This is a genomic window from Paraburkholderia antibiotica, assembly GCF_012927125.1.
GTDB classification, from domain to species: Bacteria; Pseudomonadota; Gammaproteobacteria; order Burkholderiales; family Burkholderiaceae; genus Paraburkholderia; species Paraburkholderia antibiotica.
In genome coordinates this window covers 492640-516269 of record NZ_JABBFZ010000003.1, presented here as the reverse complement: position 1 = coordinate 516269, position 23630 = coordinate 492640, and the positions used below count along the sequence as shown (strand labels likewise).

Sequence of the window (23630 nt, the reverse complement as noted above, 5' to 3'; positions counted from 1 at the left end):
CTGACTTCGGGAACGGCTACCCGAAGCGCGACTACGTGCGGCAAATGTGGGAGTCCGACTTCGATTTCCTCACGCGCATCTGGCGGGAATGGGGGCTCTACTACCTGTTCGACGGCATGACGCTTGTACTGTGCGATTCGCCCGCCTCGCACAGGCAGCAAGACCATGCGTACGACCGCCTGCGCTATCGCGCGCCCGAAAGCCGTCATGTCGATGAAGAGCACATCTACCGGCTCGGGGTGTCGCGCCGGATCACGACAGGCAAGGTCAGTCTCGCCGATTACGACTACACGCGTCCGGGCGCATCGCTCGAGGGCGAATTCGCGAGCTACAGCGACAGTGCGCACGACGACATCGGACAGCGTGGATGGGGCGAGTATGCTCAGCCGCTGGCCGGCGCCGGCGGATTGTCCGGTGAACGAAACAATTACGAGGATGAAGCCCGGCACCTCGCGAGTGTGCGCGTCGATGCGATGCGCTGCCGGGGGCTGCGCCTGAAGGGCCGCGGCAATCTGCGCGCACTGACGACGGGGCGGACGTTCTGGCTCGAAGAACATCCACAGCGGGAAATCAATGCGGAGTATCTGGTCGTGTCGACGACGCTCGATATCCGCAATGCCGCGCAGAGCACAGAGCGGCCCTCTCCCGATGCGCGCGATGACGATGACGATAACTCACGCGATTGCATAACCGATTTCGTGCTGCAACCAGCCAATACGTTCTTCCGGAACAGACCGAAGAAGAAGCCACACTGCGCGAGCGAAACGGCGATCGTGGTGGGGCCGTCGAACCAGCCACTCTGGGTCGACGGTTATGCACGCGTGAAAGTCCGCTTCGTGTGGGACCGCGAGAGCGCAAAAGACGAACACGCGAGCTGCTGGCTACGTGTGTCCTCGCCATGGCAGGGCAACGGGTTCGGTGCGATCTGGCTGCCGCGCACCGGTCAGGAGGTCACGATCGGCTATCACGAGGGCGATCCGGACAGGCCGTACGTATCGGACCGGATGGTCAACGCGTGGAATCAGCCGCCGTGGAAGCTGCCGGATAACCAGGCGCTGTCGGGCATGCTCAGTCGCGATCTCGCCGGCAGTCGCTCCAGTCACCTTGTGCTCGACGACACACCGGGCCAGCTGCAGACACAACTCGCCAGCGATCACGCGCAGTCGCGCCTCGTACTCGGCTACAACACGCGCATTGTGCGCGAGGCGGGGCGTCAGCAGGCGCGCGGCATCGGCTGGGAACTGGCAACCGAGGCATGGGGTGTCGCGCGCGCCGGCCAGGGCATGCTGATTACGACTGAGACACGTGAAGGCGCGAGCGCGCCCGCGAAGGACATGGGCGAGACGGTGGCGCGGCTAAGCCAGGCGCGCGATATCCATGAACGCGTCGCGGGTCTCGCGCGACAGCACGAAGCGCAGGAAGCGCGGACGGATCAGCGCGATGTGTCGAAGGCGATCGACGCGCAGAACGACGCGATACGTGGGGGCGTGGCGAGTGCGGAGCGGCCCTTTCCGGAGTTGCGCAGGCCGGACATGGTGCTCGCGAGCGCGGCTGGAATCGGTCTGACTGCAGCGGAGAGTGCGCACGTCGCGAGTGGCGAACATATCGCGCTGACCGCTGGAGGACACGTCAGCGTCGCGGCGGTGAAAGCGCTGCTCGCGTCGGCGGTCGATGGCGTGCGGGTGTTCGCGCAGAACCTCGGCATCCGGCTGAAGGCAGCGTCGGGCAAGGTACAGATCGAAGCGCAACGCGACGACGTCGAGCTCATTGCGCAGCGTGTCGTGAACATCATCAGCCGGGACGGTTCGATCAATCTGATGGCGAGCCGGGAGATCGTGTTTCAGGCGGGCGGCACGAGAGTGGTGATCGATGCGCAGGGATATCGGGTCTATACCGAGGGCGAGCATCTCGTGCATGCGGCGAGTCATCGGGAGGTCGAGCCAGTCGCGATGCCGCTCGTCATGCCCATGACGGATGTTACGCAGGCGAAGGTGGCGGAGCATTTCGTGCTTGTAGAGCACATCTCAGGATGGATCATGCCGAACCAGCGCTACCAGATCACACTGTCGGATGGACAGGTGATCAAAGGAACCAGCAATGAACTCGGAGAAACATCTATTGCGATGAGCGATAACACGCAAATGGCATCCGTCACCTTGTTGCGCGCAGATGGCACGGTCGCCTCGATACACCGATCGATATTGACCCGAAACATGGACCAGTCATCTGATCAGGAACATTCGCCCAATGCCCGTTAGACGTACGCACAAGGTTGTGCAGCCATATCGTGGCGATTAATCAAACCGGCCTCACCAGCGCAGGTCGAATTCCAACCTATGCGCTCTGCTCAGCAGAGCGCTGGGGAATGCGTTTTGCACTGCTCCTTATGCTTTTGCTCATGAGCACCCTGAGTCCTCAGGCGAAGACCACCTTGTCTCAAGCAGAGGGCAGTGACATGGAGGACGTTCCGAAATCCATGTCAACTCAGGAGCAGGAGCAACTGTTTCCGTTCTTCGAAGCCGCGTTGGCTTGGGCATCAGGTACGCGTTCATTCGACGACATAGTCGAGCAATTCGGAAAACCAAAGAAATACGACACACCGGGAGTTAATACTGTCGACTACACCTACTTTCTCGGCAATAACGTGTCGATAAAATTCATGTTCGACAGGTTGTACCCAGTAGATGGACAGCCCAGTATCAAGACGGCCCTGATCGATATCGATAGCCTGACGACAACCGATATCCCGAAAGAAAGCTACGAGGTCAGGCTGAATCTGCATCGCGTCGTCCGGGGAGAATCGATCGACGGAGTGCGCGTCGAGCGCGGTTCTTATTTCGCGCCTCGGGGTGTCCTCATCGGAGGCGATCCCGATATCGTTGATTTCGTCTATCGCCAACCATTGCGGCCTGACTCTCCATACGATGTGTATGTCACGCTGACCTATAGAGGGGAATACCAGCACGACGGCCCAGAATTTCGAAGCCTGCAAAATCCGCGCGACCTGCGCAGCATTGAAATCGATCGGGTCTATTTGAGACCAGAAGAACTCGAACAACGCCGCCTCGCCCCAAGCACCCTCAGCCCCCTCACCTCACCACCTCATCCCCCACCCCCGCGCCCGTCTGCGACGTCACCGCCGCCTTCAACGCGGGCACGCAGCGAATAACGAGCTTCTCGATCTCCACGACGAAGAAAAGCAGAATCGCCCCACCGACGAGCCACACCCACGCCGCCCACGGCAACGCTTCGGTATCGAAGATGGCATGAAACGGCAACGTGTAGGTGAACAGCATCTGCAACACAAAGACGCCGGCAATCCCGTACCAGAGAAAGCGGTTGCCCAGATGCGCACGCAGCGACAGCGACGAATCGAGCAGATAGCGGATGTTGAAAAGATAGACCACCTGCCCGAGCGTGATCGCGTTGACGGCCGCCGTGCGCGCCATCTGATCCGACGCGCCGTGCGACTTCATCCAGAAGAACGTCGATAGCGTATAGAGCACGAGCGCCGCGCCGACGAACAGAATGCGCCAGATGCCGAAGCGCGTGACGATCGGCCGGTCGACCGCACGTGGAGGCCGCTGCATCACGTCGGCTTCGTGAGGCTCGAACGAAATGGTCAGGCCGAGCGCGACCGACGTGATCATGTTCACCCACAGGATCTGCGGCGCGGTGATCGGCAGCGTGAAGGCGAACAGGATCGCCACCGCGATCACCGCGCCCTGGGCGACGTTGGTCGGCAGCAGGAACAGCATCGCTTTCTCGATGTTGTTGTAGACCGTGCGCCCTTCCTTCACCGCCGCCGAGATCGACGCGAAATTGTCGTCGACGAGGATCATCCCCGCGGCCTCCTTCGTCACCTCGGTGCCCTTGATGCCCATCGCCACGCCGATGTCCGCCTTCTTCAGCGCGGGCGCATCGTTGACGCCGTCGCCCGTCATCGCGACGACCTGGCGGTTGGCCTGGATCGCCTTGACGAGCCGCAGCTTGTGCTCGGGACTCGCGCGCGCGAACACGTCGACGTCGCGCACGCACTCCTGCAGCGCCGCATCGTTCATCGCCTCGATCTCGGTACCCGACACCGCCGTCGTGCCATCGCCGATACCGAGCATGCGCGCGATCGCCGCCGCCGTGATCTTGTGATCGCCGGTGATCATCGTCACGCGGATACCGCCGTCGTGACACTCGCGCACCGCCTCGATCGCCTCCTTGCGCGGCGGGTCCATCAGACCGACGAGGCCGAGCAGCACGAGACTACGCGGCAGGTCCTCGGGCCCGAGGCTACCGCCCGCACGCAGCGCCGGGTTCGGCAGCCACGCGAGCCCCAGCACGCGCTCGCCCTGCGCGGCGAGCCGGTCGCCCTCGCGCGCGAAATAGCTACGATCGAGCGGCGCCGGACCTTGCGCGGTCTGCTGCCGGTCGCAGTGATCGAGGATCACTTCCGGCGCACCCTTGACGAGCAGCATCTCGCCATCGGCCGCGCGGTTCAGCGTCGCCATGAACTTGTGCTCGGACTCGAACGGAATCCCATCGATGCGCGGCGCGGCGACAGCCTCGGCGGCACGGTCAATCCCCAGCTTGGCGGCGAACGGATACAGCGCGCCTTCGGTGGGGTCGCCCTCCACCTTCCACTTGCCCTCTTCCTCGAAAAGCTCGGCGTCGTTGCACAACACCGACACGTGCCCCATCCGCCTGAGCACGTCCGACACCGCGCCGAGCGGCTTGCCGTCGGCCTTGACTTCGCCTTCGAGCGCGTAGCCGTCGCCGGTGACGTCGTAAGCCGCCTCCGCCGTCACGACGGACGTCACCATCATCTCCATCAGCGTCAGCGTGCCGGTCTTGTCCGAGCAGATGCGCGACACGGCGCCCAGCGTTTCGACCGCCGGCAGACGGCGGATGATCGCGTTGCGCTGAGCCATGCGCTGCACGCCGATCGCGAGCGTGATCGTGATGAGTGCCGGCAGCCCCTCCGGAATCACCGACACCGCGATCCCGACGATCGCCTGGAACAGCTGCACGAACGTCATGTGCCCGAGCCAGTGGCCCCACGAGAACAGCAGCACACTGACACACGCGATGACGATCGTGATCACGTAGCCAAAGGTCTTGATCTGGCGCAGCAGCGGCGTTTCGAGCACGCTAACCTCGGCGAGCATCTGGTTGATGCGGCCGAGTTCGGTCTGGCTGCCGGTCGCAACGACGATGCCGCTCGCGCGCCCCGACAAAACCATCGTGCCGCAAAACGCGATGTTCTCGCGATCGCCGACCGTGGCTTTCTCCTCGACCAGCGCGGAATTTTTTTCGGCGGGCACGGACTCGCCGGTGAGCGCCGCTTCCTCGGTGCGCAGATTCTTCGTATCGACGAGACGCAGGTCCGCCGGAATGCGGTCGCCCGATTCCAGCAGCACGATGTCGCCGGGCACGAGCTCTTCGGCGGGAATCAACCGCACCGCGCCGCCACGCAGCACGCGCGCCTCGGCGGACAGCATGTTGCGAATCGAATCGAGCGCTTTTTCGGCGCGGCCTTCCTGCAGGAAGCCGAGCAGCGAGTTGAGGATGACGACCGCCAGAATCACCGAGCCGTCGAGCCACAGGCCCAGCATGAACTTGATGAAACCGGCCGCGATCAGCACGTAGATGAGGATGTTGTTCAGCTGTGCGAGAAAGCGTGCAATCGGCCCCTTCTTCTTGCCTTGCGGCAGACGGTTCGGCCCATAGGTGCCGAGTCGCCTGGTCGCGTCTGCCGCATCGAGGCCCTGCGCGGGATCGACGTTGAGCTGCCGCTCGATCTCGTCGGCCGGTAGCGCGTGCCACGGCGCTGCGTTGGCGACAGAAGCCGCCTTCTCTGCTGAGTTCATCCTCGTCTCTCCCGGTCGGCCCGCCGACCGTGCTAGGTTGCCGCTAACCCGACGAGCAGCATCGCCACTGCAATCGCAGTTGCAGTCGCACTGCCCAGAATTTTTTTGTTCAGCTTTTTGATAATAGGTCACGCATGCGGCACTGCGGCGAATATTCGACCATCGGGTGCGTCGTGCATACGAATTCGCTTAGCCGAAGCAACGCCTGCTGCGCGGAAACGAGCACGCAAAAAAATGGCCGCAGCGTCGGCTGCGGCCATTTCATTTTCATCGCGGATTCAGCGGCGCCGAACCCACTAGCGACAACGCGACGTCGTCCTCACGTCACATTCATCGCCAGCGCGCTCTCCCGATAGTGCTGGCTCGCCTTCTCGGTATCGCCCAGCTGTTCATGCAGACGGGCCAGCGCGCGATGCGAGCGAATCTTCAGCGTCTCGTTGTCGGCGAGCTTCAGCGCCCGTTCGAGGAACGACTGCGCCTTGCCCCACAACTGCTGATGCAGACACAGGCGGCCCAGCGCGAACATCAGGTCGGCATCCTCCGGCCGATCCTTCTGCCATCCCTCGGCCTTCTGGATCAACGGCAACGCGTCGCCGCCCGCCGTGTCCGGATAGCGCCGCAGCAGGCGCGCGTCCCAGTTCTGCGCGAGCGCTTCCTCGACGATCTTGCGCGCTTCCTGCGGCCGGTTCAGCGCGACCAGCAGTTCGGCGGCCACGTCGGCGAGACGCGGCGAATGACGCTCGGTCGCCGACAGCGAACTCCACAGTTCGAGCAGCGCGTCGGCATTGTGGCGCCGGTCGCGCAGCAGATTCTCCGCAGCCTGCTGACGCAAGCGCACCGCGACCGCCGGATGAATCGCCTCGCGCTTCTCCAGCGTCTTCACGAGCTTCAGCACCTCGCCCCAGTTCTTCAACTGCTGCTGCGCGCGCAGCGTGATCTGCTGTGCGTGAATGCGCCGTGCGCCCTGCGTCTGCATCTCGGTCAGCGCGGTCAGTGCGCCGTCCGCGTCGCGGCCGTCGGCGCGCATGTCGGCGGTGGCCATCAGGCGTGCGTCCTGCCAGTCGGCTTCGTCGATCTGCGCGAGCCATTCGTCGCGCCGCGCGTACTCATGCATCCGATGCGCGGCCGTCGCCGCGATCAGGCCGGCCGCGCCCTTGTTGTCGCCGTTCGCGAGCGCGTCCCTGGCGGCTTTTTCCGCGCGCGAGAAACGGCCCGCATACAGGTTGCCGATCGCATCGCGCAGCGCCGCATGCGCCTTCGCGACACGCGAGCGCGCCCGATACGCGGCGACGCGCTGCGGCATGCGCCAGATGTTGCGGATGATCCGCAGCAGCGCATACAGCGCGATGAACAGCACCACCAGCCCGACGATGAACAGATTCAACGACATGTCGACGCGATACGGCGGATAGATCAGCATGATCTGCCCCGCGTCGAAGCGGCCGCCGACCGCGAGCACCACCGCGACGGCGAACAGCGCCGCGAGCCAAAGAAGTCCCCGGATCGCCATGATTAACCCCGGTTCCGGTATTGATTGACGGCCTGCAGGCTCGTGTCGAGATTCGGCAACTCGACCGCGGCTGAACCGGCGTCCACCTGCCTGACCAGATCGATGACCATCTGCGTGTCTTTCGACGACGCGTCGAAGTAACGCGCGAGCGCCGCCTGCGATGCCTGCAGATCGGATTTCAGCGTGGTCTGGTTGCGCGACAGCAGCGCGAGGCGCGCCGACAGCAGACGCATCTTCAGATTCTCGCGCACGAAGTAGCCCTGATCGGGCGCGACCAGCATCGCGTCGGCGTGATCGATACGGCGCACCTGCACGAGGCTCGTCAACTGCTGGCCGATGCCGTGCGTGACCTCGTCGAACCACACTTCCCAGCGCGGCTTGCCAGTGGCCGCGGCCACCTTCGCGGTGTCGGCCCACGTGGCCGCGTGCGGCGTGGCATGCGGGACCGGCGTTTCGCCGGACAGCGGCAGGCTGTCGACGTGATCGATCGCGTTGTCGAGCTTGATCGCGAGGCCGGTCAGATCGGTGGACGGCGCGGCCTTCAGCTTGTCGATGTCCTGCGCGATCGCCTTGCGCACCGCAACCGCCTGCGGACTATCCGAGGCGGCCAGACGCGTGTCGGCGCTTTGCAGCGCGAACAGCGCCAGTTGCGTGTTGCCGGTCAGTTGCAACTGCTGGCTCGCCGCCGACAGCATCTGGCCGACTTCGGCGAGCGTCCAGTCGTCGCGATTGCGCGCGAGATCCGAGTATTGCTGCTGCAGCGCCTGCTGCGCGGCCTGCGCATCGGCGAGCTTGCCTTCGAGCTGCGCGACCTGCGAGTCCGACTGATGCACGGTGGCGAGCGCCTGGTCGATCTTGATGCGCAACTCGTTGGCCTGGGTATCGTTGGCCTGCTGACGCTGCGTGAGCTGCTGCTCGGTGCGCACAACCTTGCGGTTCAGCGCATAGCCGCCCACGCCCGCCGCGCACGCGATGACCACGACGACCAACCACAGCAGCGGTCCGCTCGCGCTGCGGCGCTTTTGCGCTTCGTACGGCGTGAAGGGTTGATTCGGCGGCAACGGTGCGGTTGCGGACGGCTGGGGTGAAGGGTTCGTGGATGCGTTCGTTTCAGTCATGCGTGATTGAGCCGGTGAATGAGCCGGGTTGGACGATACCGGTTGGACGGCGGGAGGCACGGCGGCAACGAGTTCGACGAGGGCGCGAACTATGCGCTCGTCGCCCGCGCCGGACACCGTAATCCTATCAAAACCCAATGCCCGCGCGGTCTGCGCGATTCGGGGGTGAGGCGTGACGAGCGGCGCGTGCTTGAGTTGCGCGATTTCGCCGGCGTTCAGGTGGTCGTGCGCGAGCTCCTGCAGGTTGCGCACGCCCTCGGAGCTGGTCAGCAGCCACGCGTGCGGCGTGCCGGCGAGCAGTTCGTGCACGCGCGCCCAGGCGCCGATCGACGGCTCCGGCACGACGCGCCGGTACGCGGCGACCGCCTCGACTTCGGCGCCCGCTTCGCGCAGCCGGTCGGCGAGCCACTCGCGGCCGCCGTCGCCACGCACGATCAGCACGCGCTTGCCTTCGAAGCCCGTTTCGCCGAGCGCGGCTTCCAGCGCCGCGTACAGGCTTTCGGAGTCGAAGCTGGTGGCTTCGTCGGCGGCGCTGACGACCGGGCTGATCACCCGGTGCTCGGGCGCGGCGATGCCGTGACGCGCGAGCGCATGCACGCTGCCCGGGCCGACCACGCCGATCGGCAGCGCGTGCGGCCAGATGCCCGGATGGCGCGCGAAGGTTTGATCGACCGCGTTCGGCGACACGAACACGACGAGCGCATAGCGTTCGAGCGAGGCGAGCGCCGCGCGCAACGGCGCGTCGTCGATCACGGGCGCGATGTCGATCAGCGGGAAGTCGAGGGTCGCGAGGCCGGCCGCTGCGAGCTGTTCGGTCAGCTCGCCCGACTGGCCCGCCGGCCGTGTAATCACGACCGTGAAGGGCGTTTGCGGGGCGGCGGCCGTCATCACTCGCCGGTCGCCGCGCCGGGCGCGGGGTTGTTTGCGGCGGGACCGCTCGCGGTGCTCAGCGCGCGGACGATATCGAGCGCGCCCTGCTGCACCAGCGCATCCGCGACTTCCTTGCCCAGCGCGAGTGCACGTTCGACGCTCGGCGCCGGCGACGACGCCTGCGCGCTCAGCACCCGCTGACCGTCCGGCGTCGCGACGATGCCGCGCAGATGCAGCGCGCCGTCATGCCACGTGGCGTGCGCGCCCAACGGCACCTCGCAGCTGCCGCCGAGCGCGCGCGATACCATCCGCTCCGCTTCGACGGCCGCCGCCGTGTGTTGATGATGCAGCGGCGCGAGCCATGCGGCGACATCCTTGCGATCGGCGCGAATCTCGATGCCGAGCGCGCCCTGCCCGGCTGCCGGCAGGCTGTCCTCGGGATCGAGCAGCGCGCGGATCCGCTCGGCGAGACCCAGACGCTTCAAACCGGCCGCGGCAAGAATGATCGCCGCGTAGTCGCCGCGATCGAGCTTGGCGAGACGGGTATCGAGATTGCCGCGCAACGGCCGTACTTCGAGATGCGGATAACGCATGCGCAGCATCGCTTCGCGGCGCAGGCTCGAGGTGCCGACCACGGCACCCGCCGGCAGCGCGGCGAGCGAGTCGTACTGATTGGAGACCAGCGCGTCGCGCGGGTCCTCGCGTTCCATGATGGTCGACAGCGCGAAGCCGGCGGGCAGCTGCATCGGCACGTCCTTCAGCGAATGCACCGCGAGGTCGGCGCGGCCATCGGCGAGCGCGGCTTCGAGCTCCTTTACGAACAGGCCCTTACCACCAACCTTCGACAATGTGCGATCGAGAATCTGATCGCCGCGTGTCGTCATTCCGAGGATTTTTACGTCACAAGATGGATATAATTTGTGCAGCGCACATCGCACATGCTCGGCCTGCCACATGGCAAGGCGGCTCTCTCGCGACGCAATCACAAGCGTGTGGGGTGGCGTGGAAAACGTCTCGGTATTCATTAGCTTGCTGCTTGAACTCGGGATGGAATAACGATCAATGTTAGCACGCGCCCTTATGTTCCCAAGGCCCACGGGGGCGCAGTGCCGGAGCGGTATCGACGGAGGAGACGGGCTTTCGCGTCACGCGCGCAAGCCTCCATTCCGGTTTGTCATGCACGGTCGTTCGCGCAGCGGGCGGCGGCATGCGGGATGATGCAGTGCGGCGGCGCCGGATTTGACGGTACGCCGCATTTTCAGGATGGGCGAGCGGACCCCGTAGGTCCCGCGCCGCCTCCCTTCTCCGACGTCGGTCTCACGGTATCCCGTGGCCCGCATGCAAGTGCCTGCGTGCGGGGCGCCCGGTGGTCGCTCTGGCTGCCGTGTTCGCCGTTGCAGTTGTAGTCCGCCGCGCTCGCCGTTGTTGTCACCTTTTCGCGAGCGCCGTTCGCAGTCGCTTGTCCTCGCCGTAGCAGTCCGCTCGCAGTCCCCGTCGCACGCAGTTCACGTTGCAGTTGCTGGTTGCAGTTCCGCAGTCGCAGTTCATCAATCAACAGGCTTCCCTGAGGAACCCATCGTGACGTCTTCCGGATCGGCGCGCGCCGCGCGCCGCAACACTCAATCGCCCACCGTCAGCCCGGCCGACGCCGACCTCCCCGTCGTCGCCCCCGGCACGCCGTCGAACGCCGTCCCGCGCGGCAAGCCACGCAAGGACCCGCGCGCCGAACCGCGCACCGGTCAACGCACGCTCGCCGCGCAGGCCACCAAGGCGTCGAAGGCCGCGCAAACCGCCGTGCCCGTCAAGGCGGGAAAAGCGATGAAAACTGTTAAAGCCGGCAAGGCCGAGCAGCCCGCCGCGACCGCCGACGCGCCCCGCGCGCGCAAACCGGCCAAGGCCGCGAACGCGAAAACGCAGGCTGTCGCGAGCGAGAGCACCGTTGCGACCACCCCGCGCGCCACCAAAAAGACGAAGCTTCAGGCCGTGCCGCCAGCCGTGGCGCCGGAAGCGATCGCCGCCGTGCCCGCCACAGCCGTCACGAAGGGCGCCGCCCGTGCGCGCGAGAACAAGGACCATCCGCTGTTCCAGGACATCCGTTACCTCGGCCGCCTGCTCGGCGACGTGCTGCGCGAGCAGGAAGGCGACGCGGTGTTCGACGTCGTCGAAACGATCCGGCAGAACGCCGTGCGTTTCCGTCGCGAGGACGACAGCGCCGCCGCGCAGGCACTCGACAAGAAGCTGCGCTCGCTGACGCCCGAGCAGACGGTCAGCGTGGTGCGCGCGTTCAGCTATTTCTCGCACCTCGCGAACATTGCCGAGGATCGTCACCGCAACCGTCGGCATCGGATTCACGCGCTCGCCGGCTCGGCGTCACAACCGGGCACGATGGCGTTCGCACTCGAACGGCTCGCCGCCGCCGGCGCGGCCGCAACGCCGGTGCTGCAGCAGTTCTTCAACGACGCGCTGATCATGCCGGTGCTGACCGCGCACCCGACCGAAGTGCAGCGCAAGAGCATTCTCGACGCGCAGCACGACATCGCGCGACTGCTGGCCGAACGCGACCAGCCGCTAACGAACCGCGAGCGAGCGCACAACGAAGCGATGCTGCGCGCACGCGTCACGTCGCTGTGGCAGACGCGGATGCTGCGCGACGCGCGCCTGACCGTCGCCGATGAAATCGAAAACGCGCTGTCGTACTACCGCAGCACCTTCCTCGAAGAGCTGCCGGCGCTTTACGCCGACATCGAGGAAGCGCTGAAGGAGCACGGTCTCGACGCGCGCCTGCCGCCGTTCTTCCAGATGGGCAGCTGGATCGGCGGCGACCGCGACGGCAATCCGAACGTCACCGCCGAAACGCTCGAAAACGCGATCACGCGTCAGGCCGCGGTGATCTTCGAGCACTATCTGGAGCAGGTGCACAAGCTCGGCGCCGAGCTGTCGGTGTCGAACCTGCTGGCCGGCGCGAGCGACGCGCTGAAGGAACTCGCGGCGATCTCGCCCGACCAGTCGCCGCACCGCACCGACGAGCCGTACCGGCGCGCGCTGATCGGCATCTACACGCGGCTCGCGGCGAGCGCGCGCGTGCGCCTCGGCGAAGGCAGCGTGCCGCTGCGCAGCGCCGGCCGTGGCGCGGCGCCGATCCGCGCGATTCCGTACGACGACTCCGCCGACTTCGTTCGCGACCTGCACGTGCTGATCGATTCGCTCGCCGAGCATCATGGCGCGCCGCTCGCCGCACCGCGTCTCGCGCCGCTCGCGCGCGCGGCCGAAGTGTTCGGCTTCCATCTCGCCAGCATCGATCTGCGTCAAAGCTCCGACATCCACGAAGCGGTGATCGCCGAGTTGCTCAAGCGCGCGGGCGTCGAAGACGATTACGCGGCGCTCTCCGAAGCCGACAAACTGACCGTGCTGCTGCGTGAACTCGCGCAGCCGCGCCCGCTGCGTGTGCCGTACGCCGAGTATTCCGACCTCGTGAAGAGCGAGCTCGGCGTGCTCGAAGAAGCGCGCGTGACCCGCGAAAAATTCGGCGCGCGCGCGGTGCGCAACTACATCATTTCGCACACGGAGACCGTCAGCGATCTGGTCGAGGTGATGCTGCTGCAGAAGGAGACCGGCCTGCTGCGCGGCCGTCTGGGCGACGAGCACGATCCCGCGCGCGCCGGCCTGATGGTGATCCCGCTGTTCGAGACGATCCCCGATCTGCGCAACGCGCCGCACATCATGCGCGACCTGATCGCGCTGCCGGGCGTCGGCGCGCTGATCGAACATCAGGGCAACGAGCAGGAAGTGATGCTCGGCTACTCGGACAGCAACAAGGACGGCGGCTTCCTGACCTCGAACTGGGAGCTGTATCGCGCGGAGCTTGCGCTGGTGGCCCTCTTCAACGAACGCGGCGTGACGCTGCGCCTGTTCCATGGACGCGGCGGCACCGTCGGCCGTGGCGGCGGCCCGACCTATCAGGCGATCCTGTCGCAGCCGCCCGGCACCGTCGACGGTCAAATCCGCCTGACCGAACAGGGCGAGGTGATCGCGAGCAAGTTCGCGAACCCGGCGATCGGCCGACGCAATCTGGAAACGGTGGTGGCCGCGACGCTCGAAGCGTCGCTGCTGCCGCACGGCCATCTGCCCGCCGAATTGCCGGCGTTCGAGGAAACCATGCAGCAGCTCTCCGATACGGCGATGGCGTCGTATCGCGCGCTGGTCTACGAAACGCCCGGCTTCAAGGAGTATTTCTTCGAGTCGACGCCGATCGCCGAGATCGCTGAACTGAATATCGGCAGCCGTCCGGCTTCGCGCAAGCTGCAGGACCCGAAGCAGCGCAAGATCGAAGATCTGCGCGCGATTCCGTGGGGCTTCTCGTGGGGTCAATGCCGGCTGCTGCTGACCGGCTGGTACGGCTTCGGCAGCGCGGTCGCCGAGCATCTCGACGGCGCGCCCTCCGACGCCGAGCGCGCGCGCCGTCTCGCGCTGCTCAGGAAGATGCACAAGAGCTGGCCGTTCTTCGCGAACCTGCTGTCGAACATGGACATGGTGCTCGCGAAAACCGATCTCGCGGTCGCCTCGCGTTACGCCGCGCTCGTCACCGACAAGAAGCTGCGCAAGCACGTGTTCGAGCGGATCGTCGCGGAATGGGAGCGCACTTCGAAAGTGCTGTCGGAGATCACCGGCAAGAGCGAGCGGCTCGCGGAGAATCCGCTGCTCGCGCGCTCGATCAAGAACCGCTTCCCGTATCTCGACCCGCTCAATCACCTGCAGGTCGAACTGCTGAAGCGCTACCGCGCGGGCGACACCAACGCGCGCGTGCGGCGCGGGATTCACTTGAGCATCAACGGGATCGCGGCGGGGCTGCGCAATACCGGTTGATGACGGGTTGAATCGCCGGCCGGGATCGGCGTTGAAGTGACGCAAAACCGGGCGTGGCCAGCGAAGGCCGCGCCCGGTTTTTTTATTGCGCGTCGCCCTCGGGCCGGCTGGTAAGGTGCCGGCAACGCGCCATGCATCGGCTGCCGCTACAATAGAGGCCGCCGTGTACCAGTACAGATCATGCGATTATTCTGGTATCTCCATTACCCCTGCACGCGTTCCCCAGCATGACCACGCCGCCCTCCGCCGATCACCCGCCGCCGCTCGACGCCACGCCGGCCCGCGCGCTCGGCGACTTCATCCGCGCCCATCGCGAGCGGCTGTCGCCGCAGGCGGTCGGTCTACCGCCGGGGCCGCGCCGCCGCACGCCTGGGCTGCGGCGCGAGGAAGTCGCGCAACTTTGCGGCGTGAGCCCGACCTGGTACACGTGGATCGAGCAGGGCCGGCCGGTGTCCGCATCGGCCGACGCGCTCGCGCGCATCGCGGTGGCATTGCAGCTGTCGCGCGCCGAACGCGCGTATCTGTTCGAGCTGGCCGCGCAGCGCGATCCGGCCGAGCCCGACCCCGCTGCCGCCGATGCGCCCACCACGCTGCTGCACACGGTGCAGCTGGTCGACTCGCCGGCTTACGTGCTCGACCGGCAGTGGAACGCGCTCGCGTGGAACGAACGCGCGGCCGATCTGTTCGTCGGCTGGCTCGACGGCACGCACGACCGCAACCTGCTGCGCTACACGTTCACCGAGCCGGTCGCGCGCGAACTGATCGTCGATTGGGAAACGCGCGCGCGGCGCCTCGCCGCCGAGTTTCGCGCCGATTCGATCCGCCATCTGAACGATGCGCCCACGCGTGCGCTGATCGATTCGCTGTCCGCCGCGAGCGACGACTTCGCGCGCTACTGGGCGTCGCAGGATGTCGGCGGCCGCGAAGGGGGACGGCGCGAGTTCAACCATCCGCGCGATGGCCGCATCGTCTACGATCAGATCACCTTCAAGCCCGCGCATCGCGAGGATCTGAAGCTGGTCGTGCTGGTGCGCGAATAGCGGCGGATCGATAACGGCGGGCTGCGCGCTGCCCATACCCGAACAGCGCACCACCCCGCGCCACCACCGCTCGCGCGGCCGCCAGCGGCTTAAGCACGCCCGCCCGGTGTTAAAATCCCAGTCTTTCTTCGCCGCGGCGGCGCTTCTGCACGGCTCGTGCACTCGCGTTGTCAGCCTCTTCACCGCTCGCTTTTAACCGCCCAACACCATGACGTCCCAACTGCACAAAAAAGGCGAAGCCTGGTCGGCTCGCTTCTCGGAGCCGATGTCGGAGCTCGTCAAACGCTACACGTCGTCGGTTTTCTTCGACAAGCGTCTGGCGTTCGTCGACATCGAAGGGTCGCTCGCGCACGCCTCGATGCTGGCCGCGCAGAAGATCATCTCCGCCGACGACCTCGCCGCCATCCAGCGCGGCATGGCGCAGATCAAGGGTGAAATCGAGCGCGGCGAATTCGAGTGGCAGCTCGATCTCGAAGACGTGCACCTGAACATCGAAGCGCGCCTGACCGCGCTGATCGGCGACGCGGGCAAGCGCCTGCACACCGGCCGCTCGCGCAACGACCAGGTCGCGACCGACATCCGTCTGTGGCTGCGCGGCGAGATCGACCGCATCGGCGGCCTGCTGACCGAGCTGCGCGTCGCGCTGCTCGACATCGCCGAGCAGAACGCATCGACCATCATGCCGGGCTTCACACACCTGCAGGTCGCGCAGCCGGTCACGTTCGGCCATCACCTGCTCGCCTACGTCGAAATGTTCTCGCGCGACGCCGAGCGCATGATCGATTGCCGCAAGCGCGTGAACCGTCTGCCGCTCGGCGCGGCCGCGCTCGCCGGCACCAGCTATCCGATCGACCGTCACGCGGTCGCGAAGACGCTCGGCTTCGACGGCATCTGCGCAAACTCGCTCGACGCCGTCTCCGACCGCGACTTCGCGATCGAATTCACAGCAGCGTCCGCGCTCGTGATGACGCACGTGTCGCGCTTCTCCGAAGAACTCGTGCTGTGGATGAGCCCGCGCGTCGGCTTCATCGATCTGGCCGACCGCTTCTGCACCGGCTCGTCGATCATGCCGCAGAAGAAGAACCCGGACGTGCCCGAACTCGCGCGCGGCAAGACCGGCCGCGTGAACGGCCATCTGATGGCGCTGCTCACGCTGATGAAGGGCCAGCCGCTCGCGTACAACAAGGACAATCAGGAAGACAAGGAGCCGCTGTTCGACACCGTCGATACGGTTGCCGACACGCTGCGCATCTTCGCTGAAATGGTCGCCGGCATCACGGTCAAGCCGCAGGCCATGCGCGACGCCGCGCTGCAAGGCTTCTCGACCGCGACCGACCTCGCCGACTATCTGGTCAAGCGCGGCCTGCCGTTCCGCGACGCGCACGAAGCGGTCGCGCTCGCGGTGCGCGTGTGCGCGGATCGCGGCTGCGATCTCGCCGACCTGACGCTCGACGAAATGCGCAGCGAACTGCCGAACGTCGCGCATCTGATCGGCGACGACGTGTTCTCGTATCTGACGCTCGAAGGCTCGGTGGCGAGCCGCAATCATCCGGGCGGCACCGCGCCGGAGCAGGTGCTCGCGGCAGTGAAAGCGGCGCGCGCGGCAGTGAAGTAAGCGGTATTGAGGCGGGCTGTGGCGCGAGCTTGCAGCGTGTCGACAGGCCGCGCTGCATGCGGACAAAAAAGCGAACCACGTTGGTGGTTCGCTTTTTTTTCGCCGCTGCGGGGCTGCGTGAAACGTGTATCGAAGCGTGATCGAAGGTAAAAGAAAGCCCGCTAGAAGCGGGCCGAAAAGACTTCCACCGATGCCTCTGGACGAGGCCTTCAAAGTGTAGGCCCGTTTCGCGCGCCGACCAATGCGATGCATATTTCCTGCCGTTACATCGACGCTAGCAACGCATGCGTGGCTCACGTACGGCACATGCACAGCTACCCACACTTCAAGCACGACGGGCGAACGCGGATTGAATCCCGGCGGTTTTTGACTACCATCGAATCACACCCTCTTCGTGCTGGTCGTCGACGATGCCCTACCGCACACCTGCTCTTCCCCGGCTTCGCCGCATCGCTTCATGCTTCGTCGCCACGGCACGCGCAAGTTCATCGCACTCGATGCGCCGACCGCGCGCGCCGCTCGCCGCGTGGTGGATCACGCTAGCCGCCGCCATGACGATGACCGTCGCCGGCTGCACGTTCACGCCGCTGCCGCGACACGAGACCGTCAACACGCCGGTCGCCGCGATCAACAGCGCGACGCTCGATCAATACCGCGACGCGGTCGCGCGCCGCATCGTCGAGCGCAATCCGTCGTATGTGCTGCAAGGCAAGCCGCAGGCGATGCTGCGCTCGCTCGTGGTGGTGTCGTTCACGGTGGATCGCAACGGACACATCGTGCAGTCGTCGGTGTATCGCACCAATGGCGACGACGAGGCCGAGAGCACCGCGCTCGCCACGCTGCGCCGCTCGGCACCGCTGCCGACGCCGCCCGGTCGACTGCTGAACAGCCGTGGACAGCTCGAGCTGTTCGAAGACTGGCTGTTCAACGACAACGGCAAATTCCAGTTGCGCGAGCTCGCGGCGCCGCAGGCGGAAACGTTCGATTGAGCATGGGTGGCGTGGGGCGCTGCGCTTTATTGCGCGGGGTCCTTCCGGCATAGCTCACGCATCAGGTCATGCTGCGTGCCGCGCGTCGTTCCGTGCATCATTTCTTCCACGCGTCATTTCCATGCGGCGCGCCGCTGATCGCCTTGTGCATGGCTTTGCGCAACGCCGACTACATCACCGCCCTGCACCAACACGCGCAACACTCACCTCATCCAGCGCCCACGACCTTACGCCGCCATTGCCGCATAACAAGCGCGCTCGCTATAATTTTCCGATTCCCCGCCGGAGCCTTCCGGTCTCGCTCACGCCGCCCGCACACCCGTTGGCGCGGCGCCTGGGCCGAATGCGCTGCCGCGGCGCCATCCGCGAACGGGCATCGCAGATAACCTCAACGAGGCCGCCGCCTCGCGCGCCACCTGTGCGCGTCGCACTGCACGTCCGGGCGATGCCGCCGCGACGGCACGACACCCGCGGCCTCACGACAATTGGAGACCCTGCATGTCCACATCGCCGATTTCCGCGGCTCAGCCCGCAAGCGGGCAACAGAGCAGCGCGCGGATCATCTTCGCGAGCTTCATCGGCACCGCGATCGAGTTCTACGATTTCTACGTCTACGCGACCGCCGCCGCGCTCGTGATCGGACCGGTATTTTTCCCGCACGGCTCGGCGACTGCGCAGGCGCTGTCGGCGTTCGTCACGTTCGGCATCGCGTTCGTCGCGCGGCCGATCGGCTCGTTCCTGTTCGGTCACTTCGGCGACCGCATCGGCCGTAAATCGACGCTGGTCGCGTCGCTGCTCGTGATGGGCCTGTCGACCACGCTGATCGGCTTCGTGCCGGGCTACGACTCGATCGGCAGCCTCGCGCCGATCCTGCTGTGCGTGCTGCGCTTCGGCCAGGGCATCGGCCTCGGCGGCGAATGGGGCGGCGCCGCGCTGCTCGCCACCGAAAACGCGCCGGCCGGCAAGCGCGGCTGGTTCGGCATGTTCCCGCAGTTGGGGCCGTCGATCGGCTTTCTCGCGTCCAACGGCCTGTTCTTCGCGCTCGCGCTGTCGCTCTCCGACGAGCAGTTCCGCAGCTGGGGCTGGCGCGTGCCGTTCCTCGTCAGCTCGGTGCTGGTCGCGCTCGGCCTGTACGTGCGCCTGAAAATCGCCGAGACGCCGGCGTTCAAGGCCGCGATCGAGCGCAAGGAACGCGTGCGCGTGCCGATCGCGACACTGTTCTCGCAGCACTGGGTGCCCACGATTCTCGGCGCGCTCGCGATGGTGGTCTGCTACACGCTGTTCTACAACGCGACGACGTTCTCGCTGTCGTACGGCGTCAGCATGCTGCACATTCCGCGGCAGACCTTCCTCGGCCTGCTGTGCATCGCGGTCGTGTTCATGGCGCTCGCGACGCCGCTGTCGGCCCGCGCGAGCGATCGCTTCGGCCGCAAGCCGGTGCTGATCGTCGGCATCATCGCGGCGATCCTGTCGGGTTTCACGATGGCGCCGCTGCTCGGTAGCGGCGAGCCGCTTCTCGTGCTGCTGTTCCTCGTGATCCAGCTGTTCCTGATGGGCGTCACGTTCGCGCCGATGGGCGCGCTGCTGCCGGAGCTGTTCCCGACCAACGTGCGCTATACCGGCGCCGGGGTCGCGTACAACCTCGGCGGGATTCTCGGCGCATCGGTGGCGCCGTATATCGCTTCGGTGCTGGCCGCGCACGGCGGGCTGCCGTGGGTCGGCGCGTATGTATCGACGGCCGCGGCGGTGAGCCTGATCGGTGTGCTGTGCATGCGCGAAACGCGCGATGAAAGCCTGATGAAATGATGTGATGCGCGGCGGCGGAACGGGATGTTCCGCCGCCGCGCGATGTGCCGCCTTCCCTCCGCCAGCCTGGGTAAATCCCCGGTCTTGCGCGTCTTTTTTGCCTGCCTATACTCCCTGTCATAACCCTATAACCAGCAGGGGGACTCTCATGAACGTCCATCTTCACAATGCGGACATCGTGGTGATGATCGCGCTGGCGCTACTCGGCGCATTGCTACTCGCGTTGCGCTTCCGTCCGTCGACATGGAGAGGCATCGTCGTCGAGGCAATCGCCGCGAACGCCGCCGCGATTGCCGCGGTCATCGCATTCGAAATGCTGGTGGCCTAGGACGGCTCGCGGCCTGGTGCGCGAACGGCCTGAACCGCCGCGCGGCTCAGGCGCTACCCGGTGTCAGGCTCAACGGTAATAGCCGTGGTGATAGTACGGGCCGCCGCCGTAGTAGTAGCCCGGCGCCGGTGCGACCACGCAGCCGCCCAGTGCCGAGGCCAGGACCGTGCCGGCGATCAGAGTCAGGATCAAGCGTTTCATGTTGTTCTCCATCGAGTCAGATTGATTCGAGTCGAATCCCCGAATGACCCGATTGGACACGATCCGCCCCCGGGCGAACGTTGCCATTTGTAAGGGAAGATCACCGGGGTGTTACAGGATCGATGCCGCGAGCCGACCTCTTCCGTCGCTGCGCATCGCCCCGACCAGATCGCACCGACATGGCGGAAAACACCGCCTATACTGCGTTGAACGTGCTGTCGCGATGCGAGCCCCGCTGGGACGTGGCGGCGGCGCACAGGCGGCGTGCTGAAGATGCGCATATGGCGCGATGAAGCCGCTGCGGGCGCGGGCAATAGATATAGACGCGTCGTTGCGCAACGACGCAGCGGTCTGACGCGGCTCGCGCGAAACGCTTAAGCGCCCAACGAAAAGCGACAGATTTAACAGCCGTGTAATCGACTTTAGCGACTCATCGACTCATCCGCGATTCCTCTCCGCCCGTCGTTCCCCGACACGGGCGTTCTTCGAGGCGCGACGAGGCATGCGCCGCCCGCGAGGGCGGACTGCGCGTCGTGCCTCTTTTCTTTTGCGCAAACGATTGCGCTACGTGGGAAAACGGCGATTCAGGCCGCGGCTGTGCCGTGCTGCAGCGCGAACATCGGCGCGTCCGCATACACGTAATCGATCGCTTCGAGGGCCTCGCTGACCGGCGGCACCGAGTGGCCGTCGCCGATCGAGATCGAGCGATGCGGCGCGTCGACGCCGCAATGCGACGGCGACGTCGCGACGAAGATCATCACGGTGCGCTTTTGCAGCGCATGCGCGAGATGCACGAAGCCCGTATCGGTACCGACGACGAGCGCGCATGCCTCGATCATCTGTGCGATTTCGGTGACGCTCATCGACGGCAGTACCGTGGCTCCCGGCACCTGCGCGGCGATCTGCTCGGCCTCCGCGCGCTCGCCGGCCGAACCCCATGGCAGCACCACGCGAAAGCCGCGCCCGGTCAACTCGCGCCCGACTTCGATCCAGTGCACGAGTGGCCACTTCTTGTCGTCTTTCGAGGTCGCATGGAAGAACGCCGCGACGGGTGCCGCTTCGTCGGCGACCGACTGCGCGACCGGACCGGGCGGCTCGGGCAGGCGCAGATTGTAGACGGGAGGCCCCTCGACTTCGTAGCCAAGCGCCTCGCCCGTGCTGATGCGCATGCCGTGCCACGCATTGCACTGCGGACGCGGTCCGAAGCGACCGCTGTACGCGAACGCAGCGCCGCGCTCGCCCAGATCCTGCGATTGATACCCGATGCGCCGCGACGAACGCGCGAGAAATGCAATAATCGCGCTCTTATAGACGCCGTGAATGTCGATGATGTAGTCGTAACGATACGCGCGCAGTTCGGCGATCGAGGCCCAGATCGCCTTCAGGTCGCCCCAGCGGCGCGCCTTCTTGAAGCGGCGCAGCGGCGCGCACAGCACGCGATCCACACCCTTGCTCCAGTGCACGACCTCGGCGAAGGCTTCGTCCGAGGCCCAATCCACCTGCACGCCGGGAAACGCGCGCTTGATGTCGGCGACGACCGGCAAGGCCTGCACGATGTCGCCAAGTGAAGTGACCTTGACGATAAGGATTCGCTTCATTGAGAGTGTTCGTTGTTCGAGATTGAGGCTATTTTAGCTGACGATTCCGCAAGGCCCCGCCAAACGGGCAGCCCGCGTGGTCAGGCGCTGAATACGGCGCATTACAGCGAATCACCCAGATTACCCGACAATTAGCCATATTTTCTATTTCAAAATACTTTCTTACATCCGTCGCCGATCCGTTCGCGCCCCGCGTTTTATACTTGGCCCCTTTACGCGCGTTTCCGCACCGAGTTTCCGCACGTTTCCCCGCGCGTTCCCTATTCGCTTGCCTGTCCCGCTAGCCGCCATGCCCCAGTCCTTCTCTTTCCGCCCGTCTACCGTCATGCGCCGCGCAAAACGCCTGTGGCGACAATATGGCGTCTTCTGGCTCGGTGCGATCGCGGTCGGTCTCGTCGCGGTGCTGTACGCGCGTCTGATCGACTGGGGCTATGACGCGTTTCGCGACCTGCAGCATCGCTATCTGTGGGCACCGCTGCTGATCACGCCGGCAGTCGCCGCGCTCGCGGTATGGCTCACGCGCACGTTCTTTCGCGGCGCCGAGGGCAGCGGCATTCCGCAGGTCATCGCGACCCTGCATACGAAGACCGGCGAATCCGGCACGCGACTGCTGTCGCTGCGGATTCTGATCGGCAAGATCGGCGTGTCGTTACTCGGGATTCTCGGCGGCTTCACGATCGGCCGCGAAGGACCGACGGTGCAGGTCGGCGCCGCGCTGATGTTCAATCTGCGCCGCTTCTATCCGCGCTCGAACGCGGCGATCGAGCGGCAACTCGTGCTGGCGGGCGCGGCCGCGGGCTTGTCGGCGGCATTCAACACGCCGCTCGCCGGCATCGTGTTCGCGATCGAGGAACTCACGCGCAGCTTCGAGGCGCGCGCGAGCGGCGTGCTGATTACCGCGATCATCATCGCCGGCGTGATCGCGCTGGGGCTCAACGGCAACTACACGTATTTCGGCACGATCCAGATCGGCGCGCATTTCCCCGATCTGCTCGCGCTCGCGGTGCTGCTCACCGCGCTCGTCACGGGCATCGCGGGCGGCATATTCGGCTGGCTGCTGCTCAACACCGCGCGCTGGATTCCGGCCCCGCTGCGGCAGTTGCATGGCGAGCGGCCGGTCGCGTTTGCCGCGCTGTGCGGCTTCGCGATCGCAGTCGTCGGCCTGATCTCGGGCGGCACGACCTTCGGCAGCGGCTACTCGGAAGCGCGCGGGCTGCTCGATGGACACGAGCAACTGTCGATGTTCTATCCGTTCCTGAAGATGATCGCGATGATCGGCTCGTACCTGCCCGGCATTCCGGGCGGCATCTTCGCGCCGTCGCTGTCGATCGGCGCGGGCTTCGGCAATCTGCTGCACATGGTGTTCGGCTCGATGCAGTTGCCGATGCTGATCGCGCTCGCGATGGTCGGCTATCTCGCCGCGGTCACGCAGTCGCCGATCACGTCGTTCGTGATCGTGATGGAGATGATCGATGGCCATGCGCTGGTGATTTCGCTGATGGCCACCGCGTTGATTGCGAGCCGCGTGTCGCGCCTGTTCGCGCCGCCGCTTTATGACTCGCTCGCGCAGCGCTATATGGCGCCGCTGCCGCAGCCGGCGCCGGCACCCGTGCCGGAAGTGCCCGAGGTCGAGGCGCTCGAACCCGAAGCTGAAGCCGCAGCGCTCCATGCCGACGGTGACGGTGATCGCGACGCTGAACAGGCCGCCGGCAACGCCACCGCCTCTACCACCTCTACCGCCGCGGACACGATCGGAAACGCCGCGACCGATACGTCCACCGACGTCTCCACCAACACGTCGGAAGACACTACGACACCACCGCGTCAGTAA

General features: G+C 65.8%; 15 protein-coding genes. 9 read left to right on the top strand and 6 right to left on the bottom strand.

Annotation, left to right across the window (positions count from 1 at the left end; genetic code table 11):
- Window positions 1–2258 (top strand): type VI secretion system Vgr family protein (locus HHL14_RS09115; RefSeq protein WP_169497253.1); only part of this gene is annotated, 2258 nt, incomplete at its 5' end.
- Between the two features lie 29 nt (window positions 2259–2287).
- Entirely contained in the window at window positions 2288–3169 is an 882-nt protein-coding gene (locus HHL14_RS09110; protein ID WP_169497252.1) for a hypothetical protein, read from the top strand.
- On the opposite strand, the gene HHL14_RS09105 is transcribed toward HHL14_RS09110, so the two are convergent.
- The 4 genes from HHL14_RS09105 to hemC form a co-directional block, all read right to left on the bottom strand.
- Window positions 3090–5861 carry an HAD-IC family P-type ATPase gene (locus HHL14_RS09105; protein ID WP_169497251.1) on the bottom strand — a complete coding sequence of 924 codons (2772 nt, stop codon included), beginning with the start codon at window positions 5859–5861 and terminating at the stop codon, window positions 3090–3092. The genes HHL14_RS09110 and HHL14_RS09105 overlap by 80 nt on opposite strands.
- Before the next feature lie 319 nt (window positions 5862–6180).
- The gene (locus HHL14_RS09100) at window positions 6181–7371 is read right to left on the bottom strand and encodes a heme biosynthesis protein HemY (protein WP_169497250.1); all 1191 of its coding nucleotides are present in this window, start codon (window positions 7369–7371) and stop codon (window positions 6181–6183) included.
- Window positions 7372–7373: 2 nt separating this feature from the next.
- Entirely contained in the window at window positions 7374–9377 is a 2004-nt protein-coding gene (gene hemDX / locus HHL14_RS09095; protein ID WP_169497249.1) for a fused uroporphyrinogen-III synthase HemD/membrane protein HemX, read from the bottom strand.
- On the bottom strand, window positions 9377–10384 hold the full coding sequence (gene hemC, locus HHL14_RS09090; RefSeq protein ID WP_169497248.1) for a hydroxymethylbilane synthase: 1008 nt from the start codon (window positions 10382–10384) through the stop codon (window positions 9377–9379). Before hemC ends, hemDX begins: the two co-directional genes overlap by 1 nt.
- Window positions 10385–10937: 553 nt before the next feature.
- Between hemC and ppc the strand changes: the two genes are divergently transcribed.
- From ppc to HHL14_RS09060, 6 genes are all read left to right on the top strand, one after another.
- On the top strand, window positions 10938–14222 hold the full coding sequence (gene ppc, locus HHL14_RS09085) for a phosphoenolpyruvate carboxylase (protein ID WP_169497247.1): 3285 nt from the start codon (window positions 10938–10940) through the stop codon (window positions 14220–14222).
- A 227-nt stretch (window positions 14223–14449) separates the two neighbouring features.
- The gene (locus HHL14_RS09080; protein ID WP_169497246.1) at window positions 14450–15262 is read left to right on the top strand and encodes a helix-turn-helix transcriptional regulator; all 813 of its coding nucleotides are present in this window, start codon (window positions 14450–14452) and stop codon (window positions 15260–15262) included.
- 208 nt (window positions 15263–15470) lie between these two features.
- Window positions 15471–16877: an argininosuccinate lyase gene (gene argH / locus HHL14_RS09075; RefSeq protein WP_169497245.1), complete on the top strand. Its 1407-nt coding sequence runs from the start codon at window positions 15471–15473 to the stop codon at window positions 16875–16877.
- 551 nt (window positions 16878–17428) lie between these two features.
- Window positions 17429–17866, top strand: a complete 438-nt coding sequence (locus HHL14_RS09070; RefSeq protein ID WP_407945272.1) for a TonB family protein — start codon at window positions 17429–17431, stop codon at window positions 17864–17866.
- Window positions 17867–18364: 498 nt separating this feature from the next.
- A complete protein-coding gene (locus HHL14_RS09065; protein ID WP_169497243.1) occupies window positions 18365–19672 on the top strand; it encodes an MFS transporter in 1308 nt (435 codons plus the stop codon).
- A gap of 148 nt (window positions 19673–19820) precedes the next feature.
- On the top strand, window positions 19821–20000 hold the full coding sequence (locus HHL14_RS09060; RefSeq protein WP_169497242.1) for a hypothetical protein: 180 nt from the start codon (window positions 19821–19823) through the stop codon (window positions 19998–20000).
- Window positions 20001–20069: 69 nt separating this feature from the next.
- On the opposite strand, the gene HHL14_RS33520 is transcribed toward HHL14_RS09060, so the two are convergent.
- Both HHL14_RS33520 and waaC read right to left on the bottom strand, forming a co-directional pair.
- The gene (locus tag HHL14_RS33520; RefSeq protein WP_256701762.1) at window positions 20070–20201 is read right to left on the bottom strand and encodes a hypothetical protein; all 132 of its coding nucleotides are present in this window, start codon (window positions 20199–20201) and stop codon (window positions 20070–20072) included.
- 584 nt (window positions 20202–20785) lie between these two features.
- A complete protein-coding gene (gene waaC, locus HHL14_RS09055; RefSeq protein ID WP_169497241.1) occupies window positions 20786–21799 on the bottom strand; it encodes a lipopolysaccharide heptosyltransferase I in 1014 nt (337 codons plus the stop codon).
- A gap of 325 nt (window positions 21800–22124) precedes the next feature.
- Between waaC and HHL14_RS09050 the strand changes: the two genes are divergently transcribed.
- A complete protein-coding gene (locus HHL14_RS09050; protein WP_230412963.1) occupies window positions 22125–23630 on the top strand; it encodes a chloride channel protein in 1506 nt (501 codons plus the stop codon).

What these genes read in the sequence shown, in the direction of transcription:
- HHL14_RS09080 (WP_169497246.1), top strand. Translation starts at nt 14,450, where the DNA reads ATGACCACGCCGCCCTCCGCCGATCACCCGCCGCCGCTCGACGCCACG.
- HHL14_RS33520 (WP_256701762.1), bottom strand. Translation starts at nt 20,201, where the DNA reads ATGAAACGCTTGATCCTGACTCTGATCGCCGGCACGGTCCTGGCCTCG.
- waaC (WP_169497241.1), bottom strand. Translation starts at nt 21,799, where the DNA reads ATGAAGCGAATCCTTATCGTCAAGGTCACTTCACTTGGCGACATCGTG.
- hemDX (WP_169497249.1), bottom strand. Translation starts at nt 9,377, where the DNA reads ATGACGGCCGCCGCCCCGCAAACGCCCTTCACGGTCGTGATTACACGG.
- HHL14_RS09100 (WP_169497250.1), bottom strand. Translation starts at nt 7,371, where the DNA reads ATGGCGATCCGGGGACTTCTTTGGCTCGCGGCGCTGTTCGCCGTCGCG.
- HHL14_RS09060 (WP_169497242.1), top strand. Translation starts at nt 19,821, where the DNA reads ATGAACGTCCATCTTCACAATGCGGACATCGTGGTGATGATCGCGCTG.
- argH (WP_169497245.1), top strand. Translation starts at nt 15,471, where the DNA reads ATGACGTCCCAACTGCACAAAAAAGGCGAAGCCTGGTCGGCTCGCTTC.
- HHL14_RS09070 (WP_407945272.1), top strand. Translation starts at nt 17,429, where the DNA reads ATGACGATGACCGTCGCCGGCTGCACGTTCACGCCGCTGCCGCGACAC.
- HHL14_RS09065 (WP_169497243.1), top strand. Translation starts at nt 18,365, where the DNA reads ATGTCCACATCGCCGATTTCCGCGGCTCAGCCCGCAAGCGGGCAACAG.
- HHL14_RS09050 (WP_230412963.1), top strand. Translation starts at nt 22,125, where the DNA reads ATGCGCCGCGCAAAACGCCTGTGGCGACAATATGGCGTCTTCTGGCTC.
- hemC (WP_169497248.1), bottom strand. Translation starts at nt 10,384, where the DNA reads ATGAATACCGAGACGTTTTCCACGCCACCCCACACGCTTGTGATTGCG.
- HHL14_RS09105 (WP_169497251.1), bottom strand. Translation starts at nt 5,861, where the DNA reads ATGAACTCAGCAGAGAAGGCGGCTTCTGTCGCCAACGCAGCGCCGTGG.